Raw genomic sequence first — 13,184 nt, 5'->3', positions numbered from 1 at the left:
AGCCACTAGACTTGATCCATAAACCAAGAGCTATATAACACATAGTTATGTGGTAGTTTACGCAATAAATTAAGCTGGTCATCTGTTAATGGCTTAATTCTCTTTGCTGGAACTCCTGCATACAAATAGCCAGCCTCGCATACCGTATCTTCCAATACGACCGCACCAGCAGCTACAATAACATTGGATTCAATAATAGCTCTATCCATGACGATAGCACCCATTCCAATCAATGTATAATCATATATTGTACAACCATGAATAACGGAATTGTGACCGATATTAACATAACTACCTATATTAGTACCATTGCGTTCATAGGTACCGTGAACAGTCACATTATCTTGAATGTTAGTATAACTACCTATTTTAATATAATTAACATCGCCTCGAATTACAGCGTTAAACCAAACAGAACAATGTTCACCTATTGTAACATTTCCTACAATCGTGCAATTGGGAGCGAGATAAGTATCCGATCCAATAAATGGAAAATGTTCTTTAACGGGTAATATAACAGCCATATATTATAAAATAGTATCTTCGAGTACATCTACGTGATCAGGATAATCTGTTGTGTAATGCAATCCCCTACTTTCCTTCCGTTTCATTGCAGATTTCACTACAAGATATGCTACCTGAATAACATTTCTTAATTCACATAGTTTTACAGAAAGCTTTGTTTTCTTATAAAAAGATTCGGTTTCCTCATATAAAAGTCCTAATCTACTCATTGCGCGCTCCAATCGAAAATCTGAGCGTACAATACCTACGTAATCACTCATAAACTTCTGTGTTTCGCGTAGATTATGTGTCACTAATATATCTTCATTCAAAAGCCGTGTATTGGAATCATCCCAATCCGGAACATTATCTTGAAAAGTCAACATATTGAATTTAGTGCTGGCATCTAAAAAAATACGGTGCGCATACACCGCTGCTTCCAACAACGAATTAGAAGCCAACCGATTGGCACCATGTAACCCGGTAGAAGAACACTCGCCACAAGCATACAAATTTTGGATCGATGTTGCTCCAAATTCGTCTACCAATATTCCACCGCATAGGTAATGTGCTGCTGGTGTAACAGGTATAAAATCGCTCGTCATATCCAGACCAATTGAAAGACATTTCTCATAAATATTAGGAAAATGGGAGAGTAAATCCGATTTACTACGATGTGTGATATCCAAATAGACGTAATCTAATCCTGATTTCTTCATCTCGGCATCAATGGCACGTGCAACAATGTCACGTGGCGCTAACGAACCGCGCTCATCGTACTCTTCCATAAAAGAGTCTCCGTTCGCCCTACGCAAAATACCTCCAAAACCGCGCACTGCTTCCGAAATAAGAAAAGCTGGATACTCCCTCGGATTATATAATGAAGTAGGATGGAACTGAATAAACTCCATATTTCTTACCTTACCCTTAGCTCTGTACACCATAGCAATTCCATCACCAGTAGCAATGATAGGATTAGTTGTACTGGCATAGACATGTCCAGCTCCGCCCGTGGCCATTAAAGTTATTTTCGCAAGGAATTTCTCTACTCTATTTGATCTAGTATTAAAGGCATATATACCGTAACAATCTATATTCTTCGATTTCTTATCCACATGCTGTCCTAGATGATGCTGAGTAATCAAATCCACTGCAAAATAATGAGTAAGTATCTCAATATTTGCGTTTTGATGTACCTGATCTAATAACGCACGTTCTATCTCATATCCCGTAATGTCTTTATAATGCAAAATACGATGTTCCGAATGACCACCCTCTCTAGCTAAATCATACTCCCCAGAAGCTTCTTTATCAAAAGAAGTTCCATAAGCTATCAGTTCTTCAATTCGAGCCGGCCCCTCCTTAATCACGTTTTCCACAACCTGTGGATTACACAATCCATCTCCCGCAGTATGCGTATCGTAAATATGCTTATCAAAGCTATCTGTCTGATCTGTAACGACCGCTACCCCACCTTGAGCATACTTCGTATTTGATTCGTCTTCACTCGCCTTAGTGACAATCAACACTTTTCCCAATCTTGCCGCCTTTAATGCAAAACTCAAACCAGCTATACCAGACCCAACTATTAAAAAATCAACCTTTCTGAAAGACATATTACTCCTTATATATATCCATTATTATATAAGACAACAAATTAACAAAATATGTGGAAAACGTGTAGATAAATAGTGAATTAAATTTCAAAACTATTTAGTCTTCCACAATCCACTTTAAATACACACATATGTTATGTAATTATTACCTCAATTTGAACCTAATATTAACAAATTATAAACTTAAAAAAGTCAACATAAAAATATGGAAAATAAAAACGTCATATTTTTACTTGATTGATAATCAGTACCCAATAATATTCAAATTGTGGATAACATGTTGGTAAAAACATCTTCTCCATATATAAAAAAAAAGTAGCTCTAAATTATCCCCATTTTCCACACGCTAATAAACAATAAGATTCTCTTTTATAAAAAGAATTATTATTTATTGAAAAAAGGGAATGTGGATTTCGTTTGAATTTCTTTGTTTACTTTTGTGAAGTTAATTAGTCAAAGTAATTAACGATAATTTTAGAGAAGAGATAATGAACACGACTTTTGAAAGGGATTTAGAAGCAAAAGGATTTATAGATGTGGATATTAATCCTACTATCGATCTGATTGCAGAAATAAATAGATTGAAGAAGGAAAAGAATGCAGTTATTTTAGCTCATTATTACCAGGAATCTGAAATTCAGGATATTGCGGATTACATCGGAGACAGTTTAGGTCTTTCACAACAAGCGGCCAAAACTGACGCGGATGTAATTGTATTTGCTGGTGTACATTTCATGGCTGAAACGGCTAAAATTCTTTCTCCAACAAAAAAGGTACTATTGCCAGATCTGAAAGCTGGGTGCTCCTTATCAGATAGTTGTCCTCCACATCTGTTTGCTAAATTTAAAGAACAATATCCTGATCACCTGGTTATTACCTATGTAAATTGTACTGCAGAATTAAAAGCTTTATCGGACATTGTGTGTACTTCGAGCAACGCGGTTCAAATAGTAGAAAGTCTACCTATAGATCAAAAAATTATATTCGGTCCTGATCGGAATTTGGGAGCATATGTTAAAAAGAAAACAGGACGTGATCTGGTATTATGGAACGGTGCCTGTATGGTGCATGAGATTTTTTCTCAGGACAAGATAGATGCCTTACATACGGCGTATCCAGATGCAAAATTTATAGCACATCCTGAATGTGAGGATCATATTTTAGCTAAAGCTGATTATATTGGATCTACGTCTGGAATGTTGAAATTTACGATTGAAGATTCCAGTCAAACATATATCGTGGCCACAGAATCCGGAATTTTACATCAGATGCAAAAGGCTAGTCCAACCAAGACTTTTATTCCTGCTCCTCCAAATAACATGTGTGCTTGTAATGATTGTCCACATATGAAGTTGAATACATTAGAAAAATTATATAATTGTTTATATTACGAGCAACCCGAAATTAGCTTAGCGGAAGACGTTATCATTAGGGCTCAGAAACCAATTGAACGTATGTTGGAAATTTCAGCACAATTGGGATTATAACATATAGATCTCAGTTTTTTAAACTTTTACGATGTTTGATAATAAAGATAAAACGGATATTAATGAATTAGGCGAATTTGGTCTAATAAAATATTTGACAGATGCTGTGGAAATTACAGTATCATCAACAACAAAAGGAATTGGTGATGATGCAGCCGTTCTGGATTTTAATAATAAGAAAACATTAATTTCTACCGATTTATTATTGGAAGGAATACATTTTGATTTGCGCTACGTTCCGCTAAAACATTTAGGGTATAAAGCTGTTCAGGTAAATTTAAGTGATATATATGCAATGAACGGCCTAGCTTCGCAGATAACTTTTTCTATAGGGCTTTCTTCCAAATTTCCATTGGAGGCTGTAGAGGAAATATATGAAGGTGCACTTATTGCTTGTAAAAAATACAATGTAGATTTAGTTGGAGGCGATACTTCTGCTTCTGCACAGGGGCTTGTGATCTCAGTTACAAGTATCGGATATGCAGATGCAGATAAGATTGCATATCGTTCAGGTGCGAAGGAAGGTGATTTGTTATGTGTTTCGGGAGACTTAGGTGGCGCCTATGTAGGACTACAGCTGTTGGAACGCGAAAAGAATATTTTCCTTGAAAATCCGGAAATTCAACCTGACTTAGAAGGTAAAGATTATATCATTGAAAGACAATTAAAACCAGAAGCTAGAAAAGATGTTGTGGAATTGTTTGAAACATATGGTATACAACCTAACGCAATGATCGATGTTTCGGATGGTTTAGCATCAGAAATTTTACATATTTGTCATGCTTCTAAAGTTGGGTGTAGGCTGTATGAAGAGAAAATTCCTTTGGATCCAATGACGTATGAAACTGCTCGGGAATTTGGTCTAGATCCTACGGTATGTGCATTGAGTGGCGGGGAAGATTACGAGTTGCTGTTTACCGTTTCACAGGATCAGTACGATAAAATTAAAAATCAGCTTGATATTTCTATTATTGGCTATATTACAGAAGAGCATGCCGGATGTGAAATGATTTCAAAATCAGGACATGTCCATCCTATTACAGCGCAAGGATGGAATGCTTTTAAGAAATAATGTATTAATTTAGAGGTAGAATATTTTAAGACTTTATGGATCTTCATCAGTAAAATCTACGTTCCAGGTTTTAAAAAGCGATTATGGAAATATGAAAAACTACTAATTTTAATAAGTAAATATAAAACTATGAAGAAATCTATATTCTTTTTATTGGTTGCGTTAGCGTTAGCTTCTTGTCAATCCAAAGAAGGTAAAATTTTTTCTTTCGTCGAGGATTTTAATAATTCAGAAATTGTCAATCCTCTGATTAAGCAATCCAAAGCTTATTATATTAATAAAAGAGAAGCTAATATAGATTTTATTTTTAATGCTGAAGATTCAGTCATAACGAACGATATACTGAAGAAATCGTTTTCGAGTATTCTCGGTCAGGTTATTAATGCCCATCCTGATTTGAATACGTTAGTAAACGATGGAGTGATTTTTAATCTGCGAATATTCAACCAGTTTGGAACGAAGGTAATTGAATCGCCGCTAAATAAAGATAATATTAAAGATTTAAACGTATTTTAAAACTTCTGTTTAAATACGTTTAAATTCAATTTTTTAGTTTAGAGCTCATTTCTAAGTCTGGATTACACCTACATTATAACGGTCCATATGTGAATTTTGATTCGCTGCTTCGATACCCATTGATATAATTTTACGGGTATCTTTAGGATCAATGACACCATCAACCCATAAACGAGCAGCTGCATAATAGGGACTTAGTTGTTCATTGTATTTGGTTTCAATATCTTTCAGTAGTTTATTTTTATCCTGTTCTGTAAGCTCTACTCCGCGAGATTTTAAAGTTGCTTCCTGTATTTGAAGCAACGTTTTCCCAGCAGATGCACCGCTCATAACGGCTATTTGCGCAGTAGGCCAAGCATAGATTAATCTGGGATCATATGCTTTTCCACACATAGCATAATTACCCGCACCGTAACTGTTTCCAATTATAAATGTGAATTTTGGTACAACGGAGTTGGCCATTGCATTTACCATTTTCGCCCCATCTTTAATTATTCCGTTATGTTCTGAGCGACTTCCCACCATAAAACCCGTTACATCCTGAAAGAATACTAGTGGAATTTTCTGTTGATTACAGTTCATAATAAAGCGAGCGGTTTTATTTGCTGAATCGGAATAGATTACTCCCCCCATCTGCATTTCGGTTGTATTTCCTGGCTTCTTAGCCTTCACAATTTTACGCTGATTCGCTACAATTCCTACTGCCCAACCATCTATACGTGCTAACGCACATACGATCGTTTTACCGTAATCTTTTTTATACTCTTCTAATGAATTATTATCCACAATTGCTTCCAATATCTGTATCATATTATAAGGCTTGAGCCTATCTTCTGGTAAATGTTGATAAATGTCCTGAACCGGAAATGCTGGCGATTTCGGTTCAATGCGAGAAAAGCCGGCATGAGAATTATCCCCAAATTTGTCGACGATGTTACGAATGGCGTGTAAACAACTTTCATCATTTGGATATTTATTGTCCGTAACGCCGGATATTTCGGAGTGTGTACTTGCCCCGCCTAAAGTTTCGTTATCAATTATTTCCCCTATTGACGAGCGTACAAGATAAGATCCAGCAAGAAAAACAGATCCAGTTCCTTCCACTATCAAAGCGTAATCAGACATAATGGGTAGATAGGCCCCGCCCGCTACACAGGATCCCATTATTGCCGAAATTTGTGGAATTCCCATGGCCGAAATCTTTGCATTATTTCTAAATATTCGACCAAAATGTTCTTTATCTGGAAAAATTTCATCTTGCATGGGTAGATATACACCAGCAGAATCTACCAAATAGATAATAGGTAGACGATTCTCCATTGCAATTTCCTGTGCTCTTAGATTTTTTTTAGCTGAAATTGGAAACCATGCTCCTGCCTTTACTGTGGCGTCATTTGATACAATGACACACAGTTTATTTTTTACGTAACCGAGTACAACTACGACACCAGCATTTGGACATCCGCCATCTTCTTTATACATTCCATCTCCCGCAAAAATTCCAATTTCGGTATGTGGTTTATCTTCGTCTAAAAGATAGTTAATCCGTTCCCGAGCAGTTAATTTTCCCTTTTCTTTAAGTTTTTCTATTTTATGTAGACCACCTCCTAAATGGAGTTTTTCAGTTTTTTCCTTCAATAAAGTCAATAGTTTTTTCATTAGTGCAAAATGTTTATTGATGTATTTTGTTCTTTAGCGGAAACAATAAGCATCCTTTTTCGTTTCTTTTTAAGTAGAATGATTATACAGAATCTAATTCGATGTATTATAAAAATATTAATTTTACATCCATAAAAGAATATATTTTTATAAATATCATAAAATATTATTTGTTTTTTATAATATTTGTAAATATTATAAAATACCTATATAAACTTAAGCAATATTTCATTATGTACGAATTAAAGAATACGGAACAGATGGCTTTAGTACGTGAAAGTGCTCGCCAATTTGCACAAGCTCATATCAAACCCTATATTATGGAATGGGACGAAGGTCAGTATTTTCCTATTGAACTATTTAAAAAAATGGGGGAGTATGGTTTTATGGGTGTTTTAGTTCCAGAAAAATATAATGGTACGGGTTTAGGTTATCAAGAATATATAACTATTTTAGATGAGATATCTAAGGTATGTGGTTCTATAGGTTTGTCTGTTGCTGCACATAATTCCTTATGTACCAATCATATATTATCATTTTCGAATGAAGAGCAGAAACAAAAATACCTTCCTAAATTAGCTTCGGCAGAATGGATTGGGGCGTGGGGGCTGACAGAAACTGGTTCAGGATCGGATGCAGGAGGATTGACTACAACAGCGATAGCTGACGGCGACTTTTTTATTATAAATGGATCGAAAACTTTTATTACCCATGCGATTAGTGGCGACGTCGCCGTAGTTATGGTTCGTACTGGAGACAAAGGTGATAAGCATGGGGTAACTGCATTTATTATTGAAAAAGGAATACCTGGTTTTACGGCGGGAAAAAAAATTGATAAATTGGGAATGCGTGCTTCCGAAACAGCTAGTTTGTTTTTTGATAACTGTAGAGTACATAAAAGTCAAGTAATTGGAGAGGTGGGTAAGGGGTTTATACAGGCCTTAAAATTATTGGACGGAGGAAGGATTTCTATTGCTGCATTATCGCTAGGTATAGCACGTGGAGCTTACGAATGTGCGTTAAGATATGCAAATGAACGTGAACAGTTTAATCGGAAAATATTTGATTTTCAGGATGTAGGTTTTACTTTGGCCGAGATGGCGACAAAAGTAGAAGCCTCGGAACTGTTGATTCGGCAAGCGGGATATATGAAAGATCTAGGTAAGAATGTGACAAAAGAAGGTGCAATGGCTAAATTGTTCGCTTCTGAAACTGCCGTAGAGGTTTCCAATCAAAGTGTACAAATTCATGGTGGTTATGGTTTTACAAAGGATTACCCCGCGGAAAAATTTTTCCGCGACGCAAAATTGTGTACGATTGGAGAAGGTACGAGCGCAATTCAAAAAATGGTTATTTCCAGAGAAATAAAGAAGGATGTTAAATAGAGCAGATATTCAATTGGTGGATTGTCCTAGAGATGCTATACAGGGTATAGCTCATTTTATACCGACGGAAAAGAAAGCAAAATATATTAATCAATTGATAGCGAGTGAGCTTTTTGATTATATTGATTGTGGAAGTTTTGTTTCATCAAAAGCGGTCCCTCAAATGAGGGACACTATTTCGCTTATCGATCTAATTCAAAAGGATGATCATGTCAAATTAATTGCCATTATAGCCAATGAAAAAGGTGCTGAAATTGGTTGTCAATTTGAAAAAATTGACTATTTGGGATACCCATTTTCTATTTCTGAGACGTTTCAACAACGAAATACAAACTCATCTATATCCGACACCTATGGTAAGGTGAGAGCGTGTAAAGATATTTTGGATCGCACTCCTGCTCAGCAATTATTGATTTATATTTCTATGGCTTTTGGTAATCCATATGGAGATAGATGGGATATAGATATTGTGCTGGAGTGGGTTGGAAAGCTTAAAGAAATAGGTATTCGCAGATTTTCAATTGCTGATACCACATCGCAGGCCTCTCCTTTACTGATAAAGGAACTTTTGGGGTCATTATTTGCAAACTTTCCAGAGTTGGATTTTAGTATTCATTTGCATAGCAGTGTCGATTTGGCACTTTTAAAAATAAATGCGGCCTATGATGTAGGATGCAGGACATTTGAAGGTGCGATACTGGGATATGGAGGATGTCCTTTTGCCCAAGATGAGTTGGTAGGCAATATACCTTCGGAAATGCTTTTGGATAGGTTTGGAAAAGGAAATCTAACGCAACGAAGATCATTATTAGTAGGTTTTCAAGAGTTGATAAGTAGATGTTAGATGTTAGATGTTAGATGTTAGATGTTAGATGTTAGATGTTAGATGTTAGATGTTAGATGTTAGATGTTAGATGTTAGATGTTAGATTAAAAATAAAGGATAAAATTACAAGATTTAGTGGAATCCACGAAATAGAATATTCGCTGTAGCATATAAAAAAGTATATCTTTAGATTAAGCGGGGGTATCGAATAATGAAGTATAATTTTATAAAAATAGAAAAGAAGGATTTTAGATTTATTCTGACATTGGCTCGCCCGGAAAAAAGAAATGCGTTTACACCTACAATGGTCAATGAAATAGCACATGCGTTTGAATTGGCCAATGCTGATGATGCCATCAAAGCCGTAATAATTAAAGCAGAAGGTCCGGTTTTTTGTGCAGGAATGGATCTTCATACGTTTGAAAATGCCGCGCTTGATACTCCTAATCTGTCCATTCCTAATCAGGATATTTCCTTAGGGCAGGTATTTGATAGTCTTCTAAAGCCTTCGATAGCGATCGTAGAGGGAAATGTTATTGCGGGGGGTTTTCTCATTATTCTAGGTTGCAGCTACGTCTATTGTAAAAAGGAGACGCTGTTTAAACTTCCTGAGTTAGCCTTGGGGCTTTTTCCATTTCAGGTGATGGCAAGTTTGCTTAAAGTAATGCCCGAAAAAAAGGTATTACAGCTATGTCTACAAACCGAATATTTTGATGTGGAAGAAGCCATAGCCCTTGGTATTGTCGATGGGTTTATAGATGATAATACCATTGAATCGCTTACCACCTCCTTTGAAAACCGTAATACTAAAGCGTTGATGGCCGGTATTCAGGCTTTGAGACAGATACCCAGCAAGACGAAGGACGAACAATTTGCATATCTCAAAAACTGCTTAGATAGTTTGAAGAAACATTAATTTAATTCAATTGCTCTTTTCTCCACTGAAAAATTATTATATCCAATCCCCACTTCAATTTCCAGTAGTTTTTGCTGAAGCATCTCAAGAATAGCAAGGAAATTAAAGACAAAATGTACTTTGTTTTCTGAATTCTTTAGAATGTTTTGGAAATCGAGTTTTTTGTTGAGTTCTATTAACTGGGAAATAGCTTTCTTCTGCTGTTCGATGGTGTAGGGAAATTTGACAACGGTATGTGTTACAGGAAGTATGCGGTGCGTAAAATGATACATCATTTTCTCATAAACCATCATCAACTTATATAAATCAAAGGAGGAAAGTTCTTCTTCTGTGATCTGACGTTTTGTATTCTTTAAATCATGGGTAATGTTACCCCGGATATGTAGCTTTGATCTTTTATCCTCAGCTTCTTTGAGATGTTCACATACGTCTTTGAATTGCTTGTAGAGAATCAATTTTTGTACGAGTTGTTCTTTTAAATCTATTTCGTTTTCATTCTGATCAAGATCAGGTCTTGGAAGTAGCATTTTTGCTTTAATACGCATTAAAGTAGAGGCTACAAAAATAAATTCACTTGCCAATTCCATATTTAAAGATTGCATTTTTTGGATGTAATCTAAAAAGTCATCTGTAATTCTAGAAATTGGAATATCATGTATATTTAATTCATCACGCTCAATAAAGAACAATAATAAATCAAAAGGACCCTCGAATTGTTCTAATTTGATTTCGTAACTAATAGCTTCCATAAACTCTTTCAAACTTAGACAAACTTGATTTTTTTTACAAATAATATTTTTAGCTGCAAATGGTTTATATCGAGATACAGGTGGAGCTAAACTTTTATTTGCTTATATTGTTCTAGTATTTATAGAATAAATTGTTACTTTGTATCTTATTTTGAAATTTTCAAGTTATGCAAATAGAGGCAGGAGCGCTCCTACGGAATATAATCTATCCATCTGATTTACGACAACTTAAGGAATCTGATTTAGAGGAAGTATGTAGAGAGCTGAGACAATATATAATTGATATCGTATCTGTTAACGGAGGACATTTTGCTGCTAGTTTAGGAGTTGTTGAATTGACAGTTGCGTTACATTACGTATTAAATACCCCTTATGATCAGATTATATTTGATGTAGGGCATCAGGCATATGGCCATAAAATATTAACAGGTAGACGTGAAAATTTTCATACGAATAGAATATTTGGGGGACTTTCGGGCTTTCCTAAGCGTAGCGAAAGCGAATATGATTCATTTGGTGTAGGACATTCTTCCACATCGATTTCGGCAGCTTTAGGCATGGCTGTGGCTTCTGAATACAAAGGAGAGACAGATAGACAACATGTTGCAGTTATAGGCGACGGTGCGCTGACTGGGGGTATGGCTTTCGAAGCATTAAATCATGCGGGGATAGAAAAATCAAATTTATTGGTTATCCTTAATGATAATTGTATGTCGATAGATCCAAATGTAGGTGCATTAAAGGAATATTTAACCAGTATTACAACATCAAAAAGCTACAATAAATTTCGCGACGATTTGATTTCTGTATTAGCTAAGATTTCAAAAAACGGACCAGATGCATATGGATGGGCTAAAAAATTGGAGCAAAGTATCAAAGGAACGTTATTAAAAAATGCAAATCTATTCGAATCACTCAACTTCAGATATTTTGGTCCTGTGGATGGGCATGATGTTAATAAGTTGGTAAAAACGATCGAAGATCTTAAACATATTCCTGGACCAAAATTATTACATGCCGTTACGGTAAAAGGAAAAGGTTATGCGCTGGCTGAAAAGGATCAAACGAAATGGCACGCTCCCGGTTTGTTTGATAAAATTACAGGGGAAATTAAGAAGTCTTTATCGGATAAACCTCAACCTCCAAAATATCAAGATGTTTTCGGATATACATTAGTAGAACTGGCAGAAGTTAATGCTAAAATTATGGGTGTGACCCCGGCTATGCCTTCGGGTTCTTCTATGAACATCATGATGAAGGAAATGCCTGCGCGTGCTTTTGATGTAGGTATAGCGGAGCAACATGCTGTTACATTTAGTGCGGGTATCGCAGCACAGGGATTGGTTCCCTTTTGTAATATTTATTCATCTTTCATGCAACGGGCCTACGATCAGGTTATACATGATGTAGCATTGCAGAAGTTAAATGTTGTGTTTTGTCTTGATCGAGCTGGTTTAGTAGGAGCCGATGGTCCTACACATCATGGAGCATACGATATCGCCTATATGCGTTGTGTTCCCAACCTAATTGTTTCTTCGCCAATGAACGAAGAGGAACTACGTAATCTGATGTATACATCGCAATTGGACGATAAAGGTCCTTTTGTAATTCGTTATCCAAGAGGTAACGGGGTGATGGCGGATTGGAAAAGGCCTTTTAGAGAAATTAAGATTGGAAAAGGAAGAAAGATTGTAGATGGAGAAGATGTTGCTATCTTAACTTTCGGACACATTGGTAATGAAGCAACGAAAGCAATAACTGTACTAAATACAGAAGGCATTTATCCTGCTCACTATGATTTGCGTTTTGCTAAGCCCTTAGATGAGGAAATGCTGCATGAGGTGTTCCATAAATTTAATAAGGTGATCACAGTGGAGGATGGTTGTTTACCTGGCGGAATTGGATCTGCCGTGGTAGAGTTTATGACAGATCACAATTACCAAGCACAAGTAAGGCGTTTGGGAATTCCGGACAGTATTGTAGAGCATGGTGAACAGTCCGAATTATGGAGTATCTGCTATTATGATGCAAAAGCTATTACTGAAGAATGTCGCAGAATAGCAAAAGCAATGCCTACGGATAGTATGGTAAGTTAAGGGCTATCTATTCGTAAAAATCAATTGAGCCACAAGTATTTGTGGCTTATTTTTTGTGGTAAAACTTTGACAAATTTTATAGTTAGAGTTTTCCACATTTTTAATAACTACCATAGATTCAAACATAAAATTTACTAAAATTTTTACTAAAATTTTGGCTGTTGAAAAGTATAAGTTGACAGACATTAATTCGCTGAAAATAACACTAAAATTACTTTAAATAATTGTAATATAGTAAGTTGTGTTTTTTTTAATTTTTTAATTTTTTAGCTGAAAAATTTTTGTCATCTTCGTTGTAAGGAAAAGTTATAAACACTTTTTATATCATTAATTGGTTATCAAGTTATTAACAATTTAGG

11 protein-coding genes are annotated in these 13,184 nt (G+C 35.7%); 7 read left to right on the top strand and 4 right to left on the bottom strand.

Annotated elements, in window-relative coordinates; all coding sequences use genetic code 11:
* Positions 1–5 precede the first annotated feature (5 nt).
* A complete protein-coding gene (locus FAZ19_RS00610) occupies positions 6–524 on the bottom strand; it encodes a gamma carbonic anhydrase family protein (RefSeq protein ID WP_136818667.1) in 519 nt (172 codons plus the stop codon).
* Between the two features lie 3 nt (positions 525–527).
* Positions 528–2,120, bottom strand: coding sequence for an L-aspartate oxidase (gene nadB, locus FAZ19_RS00605; RefSeq protein WP_136818666.1), 1,593 nt, complete (start codon positions 2,118–2,120; stop codon positions 528–530).
* A gap of 488 nt (positions 2,121–2,608) precedes the next feature.
* Between nadB and nadA the strand changes: the two genes are divergently transcribed.
* From nadA to FAZ19_RS00590, 3 genes are all read left to right on the top strand, one after another.
* Entirely contained in the window at positions 2,609–3,607 is a 999-nt protein-coding gene (gene nadA / locus FAZ19_RS00600; RefSeq protein ID WP_136818665.1) for a quinolinate synthase NadA, read from the top strand.
* A gap of 31 nt (positions 3,608–3,638) precedes the next feature.
* Positions 3,639–4,679, top strand: a complete 1,041-nt coding sequence (gene thiL / locus FAZ19_RS00595; protein ID WP_136818664.1) for a thiamine-phosphate kinase — start codon at positions 3,639–3,641, stop codon at positions 4,677–4,679.
* A gap of 129 nt (positions 4,680–4,808) precedes the next feature.
* Positions 4,809–5,195 (top strand): lipoprotein, encoded by a 387-nt coding sequence (locus tag FAZ19_RS00590; RefSeq protein ID WP_136818663.1) that lies wholly within the window; start codon positions 4,809–4,811, stop codon positions 5,193–5,195.
* 51 nt (positions 5,196–5,246) lie between these two features.
* Here FAZ19_RS00590 and FAZ19_RS00585 read toward each other — a convergent pair whose 3' ends face one another.
* Positions 5,247–6,854: an acyl-CoA carboxylase subunit beta gene (locus FAZ19_RS00585; RefSeq protein WP_136818662.1), complete on the bottom strand. Its 1,608-nt coding sequence runs from the start codon at positions 6,852–6,854 to the stop codon at positions 5,247–5,249.
* A gap of 233 nt (positions 6,855–7,087) precedes the next feature.
* Between FAZ19_RS00585 and FAZ19_RS00580 the strand changes: the two genes are divergently transcribed.
* The 3 genes from FAZ19_RS00580 to FAZ19_RS00570 all read left to right on the top strand — a co-directional run bounded on the left by FAZ19_RS00580 (position 7,088) and on the right by FAZ19_RS00570 (position 9,980).
* Positions 7,088–8,239, top strand: coding sequence for an acyl-CoA dehydrogenase family protein (locus FAZ19_RS00580; RefSeq protein WP_136818661.1), 1,152 nt, complete (start codon positions 7,088–7,090; stop codon positions 8,237–8,239).
* Positions 8,229–9,083 carry a beta/alpha barrel domain-containing protein gene (locus tag FAZ19_RS00575; RefSeq protein ID WP_136818660.1) on the top strand — a complete coding sequence of 285 codons (855 nt, stop codon included), beginning with the start codon at positions 8,229–8,231 and terminating at the stop codon, positions 9,081–9,083. The genes FAZ19_RS00580 and FAZ19_RS00575 overlap by 11 nt, the downstream gene beginning before the upstream one ends.
* A gap of 192 nt (positions 9,084–9,275) precedes the next feature.
* On the top strand, positions 9,276–9,980 hold the full coding sequence (locus FAZ19_RS00570) for an enoyl-CoA hydratase/isomerase family protein (RefSeq protein ID WP_136818659.1): 705 nt from the start codon (positions 9,276–9,278) through the stop codon (positions 9,978–9,980).
* On the opposite strand, the gene FAZ19_RS00565 is transcribed toward FAZ19_RS00570, so the two are convergent.
* Positions 9,977–10,729, bottom strand: a complete 753-nt coding sequence (locus FAZ19_RS00565) for a segregation and condensation protein A (RefSeq protein WP_136818658.1) — start codon at positions 10,727–10,729, stop codon at positions 9,977–9,979. The two genes, FAZ19_RS00570 and FAZ19_RS00565, sit on opposite strands and share 4 nt — an antisense overlap.
* A gap of 167 nt (positions 10,730–10,896) precedes the next feature.
* On the opposite strand from FAZ19_RS00565, the gene dxs reads away from it, so the two are divergent.
* On the top strand, positions 10,897–12,825 hold the full coding sequence (dxs, locus tag FAZ19_RS00560) for a 1-deoxy-D-xylulose-5-phosphate synthase (RefSeq protein ID WP_136818657.1): 1,929 nt from the start codon (positions 10,897–10,899) through the stop codon (positions 12,823–12,825).
* Positions 12,826–13,184 lie beyond the last annotated feature (359 nt).

This window comes from Sphingobacterium alkalisoli, assembly GCF_005049105.1.
In the GTDB taxonomy this organism is placed as follows: Bacteria; Bacteroidota; Bacteroidia; order Sphingobacteriales; family Sphingobacteriaceae; genus Sphingobacterium; species Sphingobacterium alkalisoli.
This window is presented reverse-complemented; position numbering and strand designations above follow the sequence as displayed.

Excerpts from the sequence above, each read along its gene's own strand:
- FAZ19_RS00565 (WP_136818658.1), bottom strand. The coding sequence starts at position 10,729 with ATGGAAGCTATTAGTTACGAAATCAAATTAGAACAATTCGAGGGTCCT.
- FAZ19_RS00585 (WP_136818662.1), bottom strand. The coding sequence starts at position 6,854 with ATGAAAAAACTATTGACTTTATTGAAGGAAAAAACTGAAAAACTCCAT.
- FAZ19_RS00580 (WP_136818661.1), top strand. The coding sequence starts at position 7,088 with ATGTACGAATTAAAGAATACGGAACAGATGGCTTTAGTACGTGAAAGT.
- nadB (WP_136818666.1), bottom strand. The coding sequence starts at position 2,120 with ATGTCTTTCAGAAAGGTTGATTTTTTAATAGTTGGGTCTGGTATAGCT.
- nadA (WP_136818665.1), top strand. The coding sequence starts at position 2,609 with ATGAACACGACTTTTGAAAGGGATTTAGAAGCAAAAGGATTTATAGAT.
- dxs (WP_136818657.1), top strand. The coding sequence starts at position 10,897 with ATGCAAATAGAGGCAGGAGCGCTCCTACGGAATATAATCTATCCATCT.
- FAZ19_RS00570 (WP_136818659.1), top strand. The coding sequence starts at position 9,276 with ATGAAGTATAATTTTATAAAAATAGAAAAGAAGGATTTTAGATTTATT.
- FAZ19_RS00590 (WP_136818663.1), top strand. The coding sequence starts at position 4,809 with ATGAAGAAATCTATATTCTTTTTATTGGTTGCGTTAGCGTTAGCTTCT.
- FAZ19_RS00575 (WP_136818660.1), top strand. The coding sequence starts at position 8,229 with ATGTTAAATAGAGCAGATATTCAATTGGTGGATTGTCCTAGAGATGCT.
- FAZ19_RS00610 (WP_136818667.1), bottom strand. The coding sequence starts at position 524 with ATGGCTGTTATATTACCCGTTAAAGAACATTTTCCATTTATTGGATCG.
- thiL (WP_136818664.1), top strand. The coding sequence starts at position 3,639 with ATGTTTGATAATAAAGATAAAACGGATATTAATGAATTAGGCGAATTT.